Origin of the sequence: Rhizobium sp. BK512 (assembly GCF_014194915.1) — a bacterium.
Lineage (GTDB): Bacteria > Pseudomonadota > Alphaproteobacteria > Rhizobiales > Rhizobiaceae > Rhizobium.
Map to the genome: position 1 here is coordinate 129,700 of NZ_JACIAS010000011.1, position 14,140 is coordinate 143,839.

The 14,140-nt window shown below is 57.7% G+C and carries 12 protein-coding genes; 9 read left to right on the forward strand and 3 right to left on the reverse strand.

The window, feature by feature from the left end; translation table 11 throughout:
* Window positions 1-42: 42 nt before the first annotated feature.
* From FHX06_RS31230 to FHX06_RS31260, 7 genes are all read left to right on the forward strand, one after another.
* Window positions 43-2,964: a monovalent cation/H+ antiporter subunit A gene (locus tag FHX06_RS31230; RefSeq protein WP_312866608.1), complete on the forward strand. Its 2,922-nt coding sequence runs from the start codon at window positions 43-45 to the stop codon at window positions 2,962-2,964.
* Window positions 2,964-3,299: a Na+/H+ antiporter subunit C gene (locus FHX06_RS31235; RefSeq protein WP_113148129.1), complete on the forward strand. Its 336-nt coding sequence runs from the start codon at window positions 2,964-2,966 to the stop codon at window positions 3,297-3,299. Before FHX06_RS31230 ends, FHX06_RS31235 begins: the two co-directional genes overlap by 1 nt.
* Window positions 3,296-4,927 carry a monovalent cation/H+ antiporter subunit D gene (locus FHX06_RS31240; RefSeq protein ID WP_183882070.1) on the forward strand — a complete coding sequence of 544 codons (1,632 nt, stop codon included), beginning with the start codon at window positions 3,296-3,298 and terminating at the stop codon, window positions 4,925-4,927. The genes FHX06_RS31235 and FHX06_RS31240 overlap by 4 nt, the downstream gene beginning before the upstream one ends.
* Entirely contained in the window at window positions 4,927-5,403 is a 477-nt protein-coding gene (locus FHX06_RS31245) for a Na+/H+ antiporter subunit E (protein WP_112547636.1), read from the forward strand. The genes FHX06_RS31240 and FHX06_RS31245 overlap by 1 nt, the downstream gene beginning before the upstream one ends.
* Window positions 5,400-5,681 (forward strand): K+/H+ antiporter subunit F, encoded by a 282-nt coding sequence (locus FHX06_RS31250; protein ID WP_112547637.1) that lies wholly within the window; start codon window positions 5,400-5,402, stop codon window positions 5,679-5,681. The genes FHX06_RS31245 and FHX06_RS31250 overlap by 4 nt, the downstream gene beginning before the upstream one ends.
* Window positions 5,678-6,067 carry a monovalent cation/H(+) antiporter subunit G gene (mnhG, locus tag FHX06_RS31255; protein ID WP_183882072.1) on the forward strand — a complete coding sequence of 130 codons (390 nt, stop codon included), beginning with the start codon at window positions 5,678-5,680 and terminating at the stop codon, window positions 6,065-6,067. Before FHX06_RS31250 ends, mnhG begins: the two co-directional genes overlap by 4 nt.
* Window positions 6,068-6,411: 344 nt before the next feature.
* Entirely contained in the window at window positions 6,412-6,741 is a 330-nt protein-coding gene (locus FHX06_RS31260; RefSeq protein ID WP_183882073.1) for an MmcQ/YjbR family DNA-binding protein, read from the forward strand.
* 197 nt (window positions 6,742-6,938) lie between these two features.
* Here the strand turns inward: FHX06_RS31260 and FHX06_RS31265 are convergent, their stop codons facing one another.
* Window positions 6,939-7,607, reverse strand: a complete 669-nt coding sequence (locus FHX06_RS31265; protein WP_183882075.1) for a response regulator transcription factor — start codon at window positions 7,605-7,607, stop codon at window positions 6,939-6,941.
* Between the two features lie 240 nt (window positions 7,608-7,847).
* On the opposite strand from FHX06_RS31265, the gene FHX06_RS31270 reads away from it, so the two are divergent.
* Window positions 7,848-10,682 carry an ATP-binding protein gene (locus FHX06_RS31270; protein ID WP_183882077.1) on the forward strand — a complete coding sequence of 945 codons (2,835 nt, stop codon included), beginning with the start codon at window positions 7,848-7,850 and terminating at the stop codon, window positions 10,680-10,682.
* A 175-nt stretch (window positions 10,683-10,857) separates the two neighbouring features.
* On the forward strand, window positions 10,858-11,553 hold the full coding sequence (locus FHX06_RS31275; RefSeq protein ID WP_112969752.1) for a GNAT family N-acetyltransferase: 696 nt from the start codon (window positions 10,858-10,860) through the stop codon (window positions 11,551-11,553).
* A 260-nt stretch (window positions 11,554-11,813) separates the two neighbouring features.
* Here FHX06_RS31275 and FHX06_RS31280 read toward each other — a convergent pair whose 3' ends face one another.
* The gene (locus tag FHX06_RS31280; protein ID WP_183882079.1) at window positions 11,814-13,112 is read right to left on the reverse strand and encodes an epoxide hydrolase family protein; all 1,299 of its coding nucleotides are present in this window, start codon (window positions 13,110-13,112) and stop codon (window positions 11,814-11,816) included.
* Between the two features lie 225 nt (window positions 13,113-13,337).
* On the reverse strand, window positions 13,338-14,000 hold the full coding sequence (locus FHX06_RS31285; RefSeq protein ID WP_183882081.1) for a VOC family protein: 663 nt from the start codon (window positions 13,998-14,000) through the stop codon (window positions 13,338-13,340).
* Window positions 14,001-14,140 lie beyond the last annotated feature (140 nt).

A 14,140-nucleotide genomic window follows, 5' to 3' on the forward strand; every position in this document is an offset into this window, starting at 1 on the left:
CCCAAGCGATGGGTACCGATTTTGGAGGATTGAGGCGTTGGGATAACAGCCGAACCATTTTTGCTTCTCGTTCTGCTGCTTCTGCCTTTCGTCGGAAGCCTCCTCTCCATTCTCTTGCTCAAGACGACTTCGCCACGCCTGCCTGCAGGTCTGGCAGCTATCATCGTCACCGCTTTGTTGCTGCTCACGGGAAGCTTTTATCCGGCGGTGGCAGACGGCGGGGTGGTGCGGTTTCGGGCGGAATGGCTGCCGCAGTTTGGCCTGGACTTCGCGTTGCGCATGGATGGTTTTGCATGGATTTTCACCATGCTTGTCACCGCAATCGGCCTTCTCGTCGTGCTTTATGCGCGCTACTACATGTCCGAGGAAGATCCGGTTCCACGGTTCTTCTCGTTCCTTCTTGCTTTCATGGGAGCCATGCTCGGCATTGTCGTCTCAGGCAATGTGATCCTGCTGTCCGTGTTCTGGGAACTGACCAGCATCTTCTCGTTCTTGCTCATCAGCTATTGGCATAACAATGCCAATGCGCGCGATGGCGCCAGAATGGCACTCACGATTACCGGGATCGGCGGCTTTTGCTTGTTGATCGGCTTCATTCTGCTCGGCAATATGGTCGGTAGCTATGACGTCGACAAGATACTCGATTCCGGTGACATCGTTCGCAGTCATCCTCTCTATCTGCCAACGCTGATTTTCATATTGCTAGGCGCTTTGACAAAGAGCGCGCAGTTTCCATTCCATTTTTGGCTTCCCAACGCCATGGCTGCCCCGACGCCGGTTTCGGCCTTCCTTCACTCGGCGACCATGGTCAAAGCCGGTGTGTTCCTGTTGGTGCGTTTCTGGCCGGTGCTTTCGGGAACGTACGAATGGTTCTGGATCGTCGGCGTCGCCGGGATCTCAACCCTGCTGCTGGGCGCATATTTTGCGCTGTTCCAGCGCGACTTGAAGGGCCTCCTGGCCTATTCGACCATCAGCCATCTTGGATTGATCGTGACACTGCTGAGCCTCGGCAGCCCATTGGCGACCGTGGCCGCCATCTTCCATATGCTCAATCACGCGACCTTCAAGGCGTCGCTCTTCATGGCAGCGGGCATCATAGATCACGAGACCGGCACACGCGACATGCGCAAGCTCAGCGGTCTCTTCCGCTTCATGCCGTTCACAGCGACCTTGGCGATCGTGGCAAGTGCCGCAATGGCTGGCGTGCCACTCCTCAACGGGTTCCTGTCCAAGGAAATGTTCTTTGCCGAGGCAGTGGAGACCCATGCCGATTCGATCCTCGACCGTATTCTTCCCTATGTCGCGACCCTCGCCGGCGCCTTCAGCGTGGCCTATTCGCTGCGGTTCATTCACACGGTTTTCTTTGGTCCGCCGCCGACCGATCTGCCGGTCAACCGTCCACACGAGCCACCCAGATGGATGCGGTTTCCGGTCGAGTTCCTCGTCATCGTCTGCCTGATCGTGGGCATCATTCCGGCTATATCGATTGGTCCGTTTCTTCACAGCGCCGTAGTCAGCGTGCTCGGGACTGCTACTCCCGAATACAGCCTGGCGATCTGGCATGGCGTCAACCTTCCGCTCGTAATGAGCGCGATCGCTCTTGTCGGTGGCGCGCTCATCTATTTTTTGCTGAAGGATTACCTCAGTCGTTGCGATGACGGTCCGCCGCTGTTTCGCGGGCTCAAGGGGCAACGGGTCTTCGAGCGCGTAATTGTCGAACTATCCTGGCGATGGGCGCGCCTTGCCGAGGGGCGCCTGGGCACACGCAAGCTGCAACCCCAGCTGCGCTGGCTGATCGTGACTGGTTTTGCCGCAGGCACGTTGCCGCTTTATCTGAGTGGCTTCGAAAGCCGGCCGGTTACCTACGCGAGCGTCGATCCCGCCTTCACGGCGATCTGGATCATCGGCGTGTGCCTTGCGCTTGGCACAGCCTATACGGCGAAATACCACCGCCTGGCCGCACTGGTGATGCTCGGCGGTGTCGGTCTCGTCGTCTGCATCACGTTCATATGGCTTTCGGCGCCCGATCTCGCAATCACCCAGTTGCTCGTCGAAATCGTCACGACCGTCCTGATCCTTCTCGGCCTGCGCTGGCTGCCCAAACGGTCTGAGGGTTTTGGCGAGGCGATGACGTTGAGAGCACGGTTTCGCCGGTTTCGCGACCTTGCACTGGCCGTTCTCTGCGGCGTCGCCATGTCCTTCGTCGCCTATGCCGTGATGACGACGCCGGTGCCGGACGCGATTGCCAACTACTTTTTGGAAAATGCTTATTCCGAGGGCGGTGGCCGCAACGTCGTCAATGTCATTCTGGTGGATTTCCGCGGTTTCGATACGTTGGGAGAGATCGCCGTTCTCGGTGTCGTTGCGCTCACCGTCTACGGGCTGTTGCGCCGTTTCCGGCCTGCCGAAGACAGCATGAGGGCACCAGAGCAGCAGCAAGCGCAAAACCGCTTTGACGAGGAGCGTCCCGAGCGGTCTGCCGGCGATACCGTGCGCGACTATCTGCTGGTGCCATCGGTCATCATGCAGTGGCTTTTTCCAGTCATCATCACCTTCTCAGTCTACCTCTTCATCCGCGGACACGATTTGCCGGGCGGCGGCTTTTCGGCGGGCCTGACACTGTCGATCGCCTTCCTGCTGCAGTATCTGGCGGGAGGAACACGCTGGGCAGAGGATCGCATCCGCATCCTGCCGCTCCGCTGGATGGGCGCGGGCCTGCTGACTGCCGTTGCAACCGGGGTCGGGGCTTGGTTCCTTGGTTATCCCTTCCTGACTTCGCACTCCCGCTACCTCGATCTGCCGCTGATCGGAAAAGTGCCCGCGGCCACTGCGCTGCTCTTTGATCTGGGTGTCTTCTGCCTTGTCGTCGGATCGACGGTGCTCATTCTTGTCGCACTCGCACACCAATCCTTGCGCATCAACCGGCTGCGGATGATCGACGCGGCGAAATCGGAGGAGGCGTGATGGAGCTGGTCCTGTCGATTGCCATAGGGGTGATGACCAGTTGTGGTGTCTGGCTTATCCTGCGCCCGCGAACCTACCAGGTGATCATCGGCCTTTCACTGCTCTCGTACGCGGTCAACCTGTTCATCTTCGGGGTCGGCGGCGTCAAGGCAAACGTCCCGCCTATTCTTGCTGACGATGCGGCAGGCCCTCTGGCCGATCCGGTTCCGCAGGCTCTGGTTCTGACCGCTATCGTCATCGGCTTTGCGACAACCGCCTTGTTTCTGGTCGTGCTCCTTGCGTCGCGCGGTCTGACCGGCAGCGACCATGTCGACGGGAGAAATGAGCCGCGATGAATGCCTGGGCCCATCATCTGATCATTGCTCCGGTACTCGTACCACTGGTCGCCAGCGCATTGTTGCTGCTCGTGGACGAGCGTCAACGATTGGCCAAGGCGATGATCAGTCTTGCATCGACATTGGTTCTGACAGCCATCGCCATCTGCCTGTTTCGCATTGAAAGCGGCCCAAACGCCTTTGATGGCATCTATCTGCTCGGTAACTGGGCGGCCCCTTTCGGTATCGTCCTGGTACTTGACGGACTGTCGGCGCTGATGCTGCTGTTGACGGCATTGCTGGCCGTTCCTGCGCTGATCTTCTCGCTCGCTCGCTGGCACGCGGTCGGCGCGCATTTCCACAGCATGTTCCAGATCCTGTTGGTCGGCGTCAATGGTGCCTTCCTCACCGGTGATCTGTTCAATTTATTCGTATTCTTTGAGATCATGCTGGCGGCGTCCTATGGTCTGCTCCTGCATGGTTCCGGTCCGCTTCGGGTCAAGGCGGGCCTGCACTACATCGCCGTCAATCTGGTGGCAGCCCTGTTGTTCCTCATCGGTGTCAGTCTGATTTACGGCACGGCCGGGACCCTCAATATGGCGGACCTTGCGGCGCGCATTCCCGAAATGGAGCCCGATCGCCGGATGCTCATGGAGGCAGGAGCGGCGATCTTGGGCGTAGTCTTCCTCATCAAGGCGGGGATGTGGCCGCTCTGCTTCTGGCTGCCGACAGCATATAGTGCGGCATCAGCTCCAGTGGCTGGAATGTTTGCCATCATGAGCAAGCTCGGGATTTACATAATCCTGCGCCTGACGATGCTTCTGTTCGGAGAGGGGCCGCTGGCCGGATTTGGCGCCAACGTGCTCTTATACGGTGGTGTGGCGACGCTTGTCTTCGGGACGATCGGTGTGCTGGCATCCCAGGCGCTCGGCCGGCTCGCAGGATTTTCCGTACTCGTCTCGTCGGGCACCCTGTTGATGGTTCTCGGCATCAATGACGGTGCCGTATCATCCGGTGCGCTCCTTTATCTCGTCAGTTCAACACTGACGATCAGTGCCTTCTTCATGCTGATTGAACTTGTCGAGCGCGGACAGGACGCCGGCGCCAACGTCCTTGCGGTAACGATGGAAGCCTACGGGGACGCCGACGAGCAAACCGCCGATGAAGAAGAGGGCGTCACCATGCCCGGGACGATGGCGATACTGGGCATTTGCTTTGCTGCCTGCGGGATCCTGCTGTCCGGTCTGCCGCCGCTTTCCGGTTTCATAGCCAAATTTGCAATGCTGTCGGCAATGATGGGCACGGGTGCGATCGGGGTGCCGCCGACGGCGGCAATCTGGACACTGATCGTGCTCGTCATCCTCTCCGGTATCGCGGCGTTGATTTCCATGACGCGCGCCGGCATTCGTACCTTCTGGAGCTCGATCGAAGGCACAGTTCCGCGTGTCCTTGTGATCGAGATCGTCCCCGTGCTGTTTTTGCTGGTGCTCACCCTTGCCTTGACCGTGCAAGCAGGGCCGGTCCTGCAATATATGGACTTGACCATTCGCACGCTGAGCAAGCCTGCAAACTATATCGATGCGGTCCACAATGCGGTTCAGGTCCCGGGCTATCAGGGCCCGGCCGCGCGCGGAACGGAGAGCAACTGATGCTGCCTTATCCCGTTCTTTCGCTGTCGCTGCTCGTCATGTGGCTGTTGCTCAACGGCTTTACGGTCGGTCATCTTATTCTGGGTATCTTCGTCGCCGTGTTCGCCAGTTGGGCGATGGCGTCGTTGCGTCCGCAAAAGCCGCGATTGGTGAAGTGGTACCTGCTGCCCAAACTTTTTTTCGTCGTACTCTACGACATCCTCAAATCCAACATTGCGGTCGCGGGCATTATTATCCGGAGCGGTTCGCGCCGGCACGATCCCGGATTTCTGACCATTCATCTCGAAATGAGAAGCCCGTTCGCATTGGCCGTTCTTGCAGTGATCCTGACAAGTACGCCCGGATCTGCCTGGCTTGAATACGATTCCAACGAGAATTCCGTTCTTCTCCACATCCTCGATCTGCAGAACGAGACGGTGTGGCGAGACACGATCAAAAATCGATATGAGAAACTGCTGATGGAGATCTTCGCGTGAGCGCAATTATCTTGTTCAGCGCCGTTTCGATCGCTCAGTTGATGCTGGTCGCGTCGATGGCGATTGTTTCGGTGCGCATGGTCATCGGGCCCCGCGCGCAAGATCGGATTATCGGTCTCGACACCTTTTACATCAACGCCATGCTGTTGCTTGTGACTTTTGGCGTCGGCACGGGTCGCGTCCTCTATTTCGAAGCGGCATTGGTGATCGGGATTTTGGGATTTGTCTCCTCCGTCGCGCTGGCCAAGTTTTTGATGCGGGGTGAGGTGATAGAATGACTGCGGCTGCAGATATCCCGTTGTGGGCGGCCATCTTTGTCGCCTTCCTTCTTCTCGGTGGCGCTTCCCTGGCATTGATCGGAGCGATAGGCTTCCTGCGCCTTCCAACATTTTATGAACGTATTCACGCGCCAACGCTCGCAACCAGTTGGGGGATCGGCGGGATCATGCTCGCCTCGATGATCTTCTTCTCAGTCGGTTTAGGACGACTTGAGATTCACGAGATCCTCATCGGGATTTTTGTAACCGCGACGACGCCGGTTACTCTGATGATGCTTGCGCGTGCTGCTCTTTACCGTGATCGTGTCGAGAATGATGAAAGGGCGCCGCCAAAACAGATCGACCACGTTGCTGCAAGAAAACAAGGCAGCAACGGAGAGACTTAAACCTCCTCGGCCCCACGCGCATGGCCATAAGCGCGATTTTTCATGCGCATTGACGGCTGCGGCACCGCTGAGCCGTCCTCGTTGATACAGAGGGCTTATTGGGCGAAACGTTGGCTAGGTCGAAGATAGGCACCTTCTCGGGCAGGTCAGATCCATTTGAGGTTTTCACCACTATAATGTCTAACAACCACTGTTCTGCCATCGGGCAACGTACCTCGCCAACCTGATCCTCCATGCTTCAATTTTATCTGCTGGATGTTGACCAAGCCAGCCGTCTCGATGTGTCACGGCACCGAGGAGCTGCTATGAACTGCTCTCGGTCCGATCAGCCACAAGAGGACGCAATGGCGAGCGAGAAGGATTTACGGCGCTTGGCTTTGTTGCTGGAAGGCACGACTGAGATGCCACATTTTGATCGAGCCGCTTTCAAAGTGGCGCGAATCTACGCGACAATTGCGGCCGATCGCTTGACGGCCAACTTCCACTTCACGCCGGATGAGCAGGCGTTGAAATGCATGCTACTGCCGGAGGTTTTTTCTCCCATTCCTAATGCCTGGGGCAAGAAGGGATGGACTGTAGGTATTCTGTCGGGCCTTAGCGAAGACGACCTCAACAACGCGCTACGGACGGCCTGGGCGCATGGACACAAGGTTCATAAACCGGCGCGAAAATGAATGCCGGCAACGCTAAAACAGCCAGACGAACTCGGACGCGGTCCTTCAAATCTTTTGAACGCCGAAGCCGGGAGACGGACACCGGCCTTGATCGCCCCAAGACGCCACTGATCAACGGCGACGACGAGAAGGTGGTAATCCGTCGCTCTCAGCAGGCGAGAACCGGATCGAGAGACGGCTGGCACCCATTCCGTTTTTCAGAGTGCTGCAGCACAGTCGAGTAGAGGTTCGGTGTTCGGTCCCAGCTTCGCTGCCATGTGGACCAGGTCGGGGAGAGACCTTGCTCTCATTTTCCTCATGACTTGTCCTCGATGCGCCTTTACAGTTATCTCGCTTATATTCAGCTTGAATGCCACCTGCTTGTTCAACAGGCCCTCAGCCACAAATTTCATTACCTGACGTTCCCGAGGTGTAAGCGACAGAAAATACGCTTCCAGACGGCTGGCGTCTTTCACCGCACTTACGGCTGCCTCGATCTCCTCCAGAAGATTGAGGCGATCAACAGACTTGGCCATGAATGTCACACGGAATTTGTTGGTTGCAACAGTCATCGCCCCACTGGCCCCTGCAGTCAGCACGATGACGGGGCAATACGAAGCACGCGAACAGATAAGATCCGTGAGATCTGAAACTGTCAGTTCTGCGGTTGTCGTATCAACGACGATGCAGGCATGCGTGCCGACCTGCACCAATCTGAGAAAGCTATCCGCCGAGTGATAGAATTCTGGCTGCCACCCAGACTGAGAAAAATCTCCGAGCAGGGCCGTACAGACGTCGGAGGCATTGCTCAGGATCGCCACCAGCGGGTCGCTGGTCGGTCTGTTCGGATGCTTTACGGAGGAGGTAAGGTGTCGAGTATAGTACATGTCATTCTCCCACGCCGATTATGTTCGCGCTGTTGCGATGCAAGACTTGAGGTAGACGTTTTGATAAAAGAGCTTCTGCGGTCGTTTTAGACGAACAGCCCGCCTGCTGCGACTTAAGTGGCGTGATGGAACCTGAAAAAAACTGAAATATTCTCCCGCGGGTTGCGGAACAATGGTTGGCTCAATCTCCCCCTCTATGGTTTTATCACTACGATTTGAAACGGATAGAATTGGCTGGCATTGGGACAGATTGAGATTGGCCGCTTCGAGTACTCCGGATGGGAGCTTGATCTCGAGAAACGGGAGTTGCGCGCCATGGGCGCTCCGGTCCCGCTCGGCAGTAGAGCTTTCGATATCTTGGAAACCCTTGCGCTGTCCTCGGGTGGGATGGTCACTAAAGTCGACCTGATGAAGCGCGTCTGGCCAGGACTTGCGGTTGAGGACAATACCCTGCAGGTCCATATCTCAGCGATCCGGCGGGCGCTGGGAAAGGATCGCGAATTGCTGCGCACCGTTTCCGGTCGGGGTTATCGGTTGCTCGGGGAATGGGTCGAGCCCGAGTCGCAATATGCCGAACCGGTGCCTGCGCCTCGAAAGCAGGTGGGCGAACGAGGCGATTTTGTCTCAAACATCCCTTCAGCAGCATCTGAACTTATAGGTCGTCAGGCCTCGGTTTCGCAAATTCACACACTCATGTCGGCCTATCGTGTTGTAACCCTGACGGGACCGGGTGGAATTGGTAAGACCGTGCTGGCGTCCGAGGTTGCCCGCCATCTCCAGCAGTCGATCGGCGGTGATGCGTATTTTGTCGAGCTCGTGTCTCTGTCCGATCCCCATCTGGTTCCGACAACTCTCGCCCAGGCCCTCGACCTGCGCCTCCAAGGCGACGACATCTCGACCGAGATCGTGGCAAGAGCCATAGGCAGCCGGAGGATGTTGCTCGTGATCGACAATTGCGAACACGTCGTCGACGCCGCCGCCGAGATGGTGGAGGCGATCCTGCGTGCTTGTCAGAACGTATCCGTGCTCGCGACCAGCCGAGAAATTCTTCGCATCGAAGGCGAATTCGCATATAGAGTGCCGCCGCTTGAAGTGCCGGCCAAGGAACAAGAAGCCGATCTGCTTCAACACAGCGCAATCCAGTTATTCATCGCTCGAACCCAGGCGCTGCAATCTGATTTTAACGTGACCAGGGAAAAGATCTCGGTGATTGCGGGTATTTGCCGGCATCTCGATGGAATTCCCTTGGCCATAGAGTTTGCAGCTGCACGTGCGGCCACTTTGGGCCTTCAACAGATTGCCGGTCGTCTGGATGATCGTTTCGTCCTCCTGACCGGCGGACGACGAACGGCGCTGCCCCGACATCGTACCCTGCGAGCCGCACTCGACTGGAGTTATGAGCTGTTGCCGGAAGGTGAACGTTTCCTCCTTCGCCAGCTCGCCGTCTTTCCCTCAGGTTTCACGTTGGAAGCTGCCACAGCGGCGAGCGGACAGCAAGAAGGTGAAGCCGCTTCCGGGCTTTCAAATCTCGTCTCAAAATCGCTGGTCACCTTCGAAGGAACGGGCGCTGCGCCTCGATGGCGTTTGCTAGAGACCGTAAGGGTCTACTCCCTCGAGAAGCTGGGAACGGGTGCCGACTATCACGTGACGATGCGGCGATGTGTGGCGTTTTTCGCATCGTTCTACCAGCCATTTTCAAACGAGAGTTCGCTACACGCAGCGATCGAACATCTTGGCCCCTTTAGACGGGAGATCGACAACCTGCGGGCAACTTTGAACTGGGCATTTTCGCCCGGTGGTGACGGGACGTTGGGAGCCAAACTAGCAGCCGTTGCATCGGATTTCTGGATCGCCCTCGGTCTTGTGTCCGAATCCGGTGAATGGGCACAGAAGGCTCTCCCTTACCTTCAACGCACCGAAGGCAGCCGATCAGAAATGGTCCTTCAATGCGCCCTTGGATTTGCGCTGATTTATACAGAAGGGATGAGCGAACGAGGAAAGGATGTGCTGATCCGGGCGTTGTCGATTGCGAGAGCGCTGGATGATCGCGACTACCTGCAACGCGTAACTTGTGCCCTCTGGCTTTTTTGCGCTCGTTCGATGGAGTTAGACGATGCCCTTTTCTATGCGCGCGAATATGAGCGGGGAGCCAGTGGCCAGGACGAAAGGGCAACAGCAGCTTGGTTGATAGGCATCCCTCAAACCTATCAAGCCGAGCACTTGGAGGCGCAGGCCAGGCTCGATTGGGCTGCCCGACATTCGTCTTCCGACAATCGTCGCCGAGACATGCTGAGGCTCGGTGCAGACATTCGAACGTCTTCCATGGCCCATAACACGGTCAACATGATATCGCGGGGTCAACTCGACACTGCCCTGAGAACAGCGCAGGATTCAATCCTTGAAGCGCGCTCGACGAGACAACCCTTTGTCTCTTGTGTCGCTTTGGCCTGGGCTTCCGCTTTCCTATCCCTGAACCTCGAAAATTTTGTTCAAGCCAAAGAATGGAGCGAAGAACTGATCGAGCATGCGGTGCAGCACAATCTCAGACCATTTCACGCTGTTGGTGTGTGCGTGCGTGGCACTCTGGCGTCACGTTCGGGTTCGCCCGCGGACGGTATCGCCGACTTGTGTGCGGGACTTCGCGAAATGCGTGAGACGACATACTTGCTCTTCTACCCCTTTTTCATGTCTGAACTCGCAGCCGCGTTACACGGAGCAGGGCGTTCGGATGAAGGCTTCAATCAAATTCACGAGGCATTGAGGTTTTCATCCGAGAAAGGTTATCACTGGATGGTCCCCGAATTGCTGCGCAGAAAAGCCGAGATTGTCGTGACACAACGAGCCGGTGCAGGTCTGCAGATGGATTTATTTGAAGAGGCCAGCCAAAAAGCTTCCGCCCAGGGCAGTTTATATTGGGAACTGACGGCCGGTATCAGTCTAGTCGAACACCTTGCTGGTCTCGGCGAACGTCGCTCGGCCCGGAAGATCCTCCTGCCCATTTACGAACGTTTCACGGAAGGCCTTACCGCACCGCGACTGTTGCGCGCGAAGGCATTGATAGCCGGTGACGTCTAGTGCTCGGTCGATATTTTGACGCCGAGTCTTCTATTTACGAGACGACAATTTCCCGCAAGATGGCGGCGAGTTTGCAGCACGCGCGCTGCTCACAATCAATTCGGCGACGGACCGATGCGAGGCCAGCTTGCCGCGCAAAGGCGGCTCGCCAATATAGCTTTCAGGAGTAATCTCGATGCGGAATCTCCACGATTATAAAGTTGCCCCGCCAGACTATGTGACACTGAAGGGTCGCCACGGCACGGTCGAACCGTATGTTCACGACCTGCATCTCCAGAAATTGTGGAATGGACTGGGAGGGATGGGGATAAACCCTCTGCTCCTGTATTTTGTCCAGGACGATTTTGGCGGAGTCGACGATTTCGGCAGGTGGCTGAAGGAGGTCAAGAATAATGGCTGGCTGACACATATCTTCCGCAGCAACATTACAGGTGAAATCGTGGGGATGGCGAGTTTCATGCGCGCTGACCCGTCAAACGGCGTGGTCGAAATAGGGGGCGTCGCCCATGGAGCTGGAATGAAGCGCTCCCCGCTTTCCACCGAAGTGCACTATCTTCTGGCAAAGCACGTATTTGAAGTCCTTGGATACCGCCGTTACGAGTGGAAGTGTGACAATAAAAACGAGCCGAGCAAAACGACGGCCGCGCGCTATGGCTTCAGTTTCGAAGGCGTTTTCCGCCAGCATATGATCTCGAAGCAGCGCAATCGCGATACTGCCTGGTTTTCGATGCTCGACAATGAGTGGCCTACGCTCAAGGCTGCATTCGAGGATTGGCTCTCTCCTGACAATTTTGGAGCAGAAGGAAGGCAATTGCGTCGGCTGGAGGATATCCGCGCGGAGTTGTCCGGGCAAAGCTCTCAAAAAGCTTAGGATCTGCAAGTGATCGTGGATGTTAGAAAGGCAAAAGAACGCAAACGTCGTGGCATTCTTTCGTGACGATCAACCCCAGGGTCGGTGGACTTTTAGGCTTCCAATGATTGCAGGACGGGCGCCGGTGAAGCCCGGTGCCCTCCAGTAGCATCACGTACACGACGCGATTCGAATTTCCGCGAGAGAGCGGGCAGCCGCCAAAAGCGGCAACCCGGTTTGGACACTGCCAATAAAGCGGACAGGTGTCGTTTTGATCGTTTTCAGATCTGGTCGCGCAGCGATCTGAAGGAGGCGCGCAGCTCGTCGGTAAACAGCTCCGGCTGTTCCCAGGCGGCGAAATGCCCGCCCTTGGCCGGCCTGTTGTAGTGGATGAGCTTCGGATAGGCCTTTTCGGCCCAGCTCTGCGGCGCCTGGTAGATCTCGTCCGGGAAGGCGCTGACGGCGACCGGGATCTTGATGCCGCGCGGATCGAAGAAGCCGCCGGAGGGGAAATGCGCATTGTCCCAATAGAGCCGCGCAGACGAGATCGCCGTGTTGGTCAGCCAGTAAAGCGTGACATTGTCGAGGACATCGTCAGGCGTCAGGCCTTCCTTTTCTCCGTTGAAGGATCGGGCGATCATCCGGTAGCTCCGGATGTCGTGGTCGAGCATCCACGAGGCGAGGCCAACAGGCGAATCCACGATGCCGTAAAGCGTCTGCGGCCGGTTGTTCATCTCGATCGCATAACCGAGCCCGTTCTTGTAGAAATCGTCGAGCTGTTCATAGGCGCGTTTTTCATCGGCCGTCAGATCGGCCGGCGCCGGCGCCCCTGCTGACAGCAGCTTGGCGATGTCGGGCGGCACCGTGGCTGCCATGTTGGTATGGATGCCGATGAGGCCGGCAGGCTCCTGCACCGCCATGAGCTCGGTCACCGCATTGCCCCAGTCGCCGCCCTGGGCGACGTATTTGGTATAACCGAGGCGCTGCATCAGCACGGCCCAGGCCTTGGCGATGCGTGGCGGGTTCCAGCCCGCTTCCTTCGGCTTGCCCGAGAAGCCGTAGCCCGGCAGCGAGGGAATGACGACATCAAAGGCATCGGCTTCGGTGCCGCCAAAGGCGGTAGGGTCGGTCAGCGGCTTGATGATCTTCATCTGCTCGATGATCGAACCCGGCCAGCCATGCGTGATGATGATGGGCAACGCCTTTTCATGCTTGGACTTCACATGGATGAAGTGAATGTCCAGCCCATCGATCTCGGTCATGAACTGCGGGAAGGAGTTCAGCCGTGCCTCGACCTTGCGCCAGTCATGCGCCCGCCAGTATTTGGCGACTTTCTGGATCGTATCGAGCCGCACGCCCTGCGTATCGTCGGAGACTGTCTCGCGGTCCGGCCAGCGGGTTGCGGCAACGCGCCGGTGCAGATCCTTCAGCTGCTCGTCGGTCGCGGAAAACTTGAATTGCCTTATGTCGGCGCTCGGTGCCGAAGCGGCCGGCGTGCCCGGAAGCATCCCGACCGCCGCCGCAGTAGCGGCTGCGGCAAGAAGCTTTCGACGTGTGAGCTCAGTCTGTATGCGGGACATGGTATCCTCCTATGTGTGGGTTGATGTGGAGGAAGTTGACACTGAAAGCGCGTTTGACCTATTGCACCATGGTATCGCCGATATCTTCGTATGTAGCTCGCCGCTCGCATGACCGGGCAAGGTTCTCAGAACCCCTTCTACGGGCTATACTTCGCGCCGAATGAAAAACTCAGCGCGACAGGGTCGTCTCAACTGGACTCAGTCTGCTCGACCGCGCATCGACGGTCAGGTCGGGAGAGTGCTCCCCGACTGTTCGCTCACCATGTATTCGGCATACCAGTCCGGCCATGCCTCGTCATGTTTCCCGCCCGTGCGTTTTTCATGTTCGCCATGCGCTTCGGCGGCGCGACGAAGGGCGTTCGCAAGATCGGCGGCGGAGCTGAATGTTGCAGCTTCGACCCGGCCCGGTAGTCTTGTGGTAACTTCCTGAAAGAGCCATCCGTTACCGTCCGGATCCGTGAACGAGGCGAATGAGCCATAGCTGGCACGAGACGGGTGGGGGCCGTGGAGCCGCTGGTCTGTGCCCTTGTGGTGAAACACTCCACCTGCATCATGGAAGACATCGCTCATTTCAACGCCGTGAGCGGCAAGGGCCGCATGGGCCATCTCGATATCCGAGACGATGAGGTGCAGGCCTTGCGCTGATCCCGGGACGGCCGCAGTAACGTTACTACCGAAGATGACCGAGCAAGGCGATCCGCGAGGCGTTACCTGGACGACCCTGAAGCCGTCCGCGCCGGAGACGTCGGCGTCTAGCCTCCACCCAAGGCCCGTGTAGAAGGACTTTGCGCGATCGACGTCGGAGACCGGTATCACGACTACCTCGAGTTTCATGTCAATGTCATTGGCGGCGGTGGCAGGCTGCGTGTTGTGCTCCTGAATGGTCATTTGCTTTCCCTCTATGTGATCTCTGCGGACCGTCCGCAGCGGGCGTGACGATGCTCTGGCGCACCGGTCGCGTCCATTGTCCCATGGTGTTGGTTCCAATCTGGGATAGGCCGGAAAGCTCCTTCCAAGGTATCGACGAT

Coding starts and splice junctions, on each gene's coding strand:
- FHX06_RS31235 (WP_113148129.1), top strand. CDS start 2,964: ATGGAGCTGGTCCTGTCGATTGCCATAGGGGTGATGACCAGTTGTGGT.
- FHX06_RS31240 (WP_183882070.1), top strand. CDS start 3,296: ATGAATGCCTGGGCCCATCATCTGATCATTGCTCCGGTACTCGTACCA.
- FHX06_RS31245 (WP_112547636.1), top strand. CDS start 4,927: ATGCTGCCTTATCCCGTTCTTTCGCTGTCGCTGCTCGTCATGTGGCTG.
- mnhG (WP_183882072.1), top strand. CDS start 5,678: ATGACTGCGGCTGCAGATATCCCGTTGTGGGCGGCCATCTTTGTCGCC.
- FHX06_RS31260 (WP_183882073.1), top strand. CDS start 6,412: ATGGCGAGCGAGAAGGATTTACGGCGCTTGGCTTTGTTGCTGGAAGGC.
- FHX06_RS31265 (WP_183882075.1), bottom strand. CDS start 7,607: ATGTACTATACTCGACACCTTACCTCCTCCGTAAAGCATCCGAACAGA.
- FHX06_RS31275 (WP_112969752.1), top strand. CDS start 10,858: ATGCGGAATCTCCACGATTATAAAGTTGCCCCGCCAGACTATGTGACA.
- FHX06_RS31280 (WP_183882079.1), bottom strand. CDS start 13,112: ATGTCCCGCATACAGACTGAGCTCACACGTCGAAAGCTTCTTGCCGCA.
- FHX06_RS31285 (WP_183882081.1), bottom strand. CDS start 14,000: ATGACCATTCAGGAGCACAACACGCAGCCTGCCACCGCCGCCAATGAC.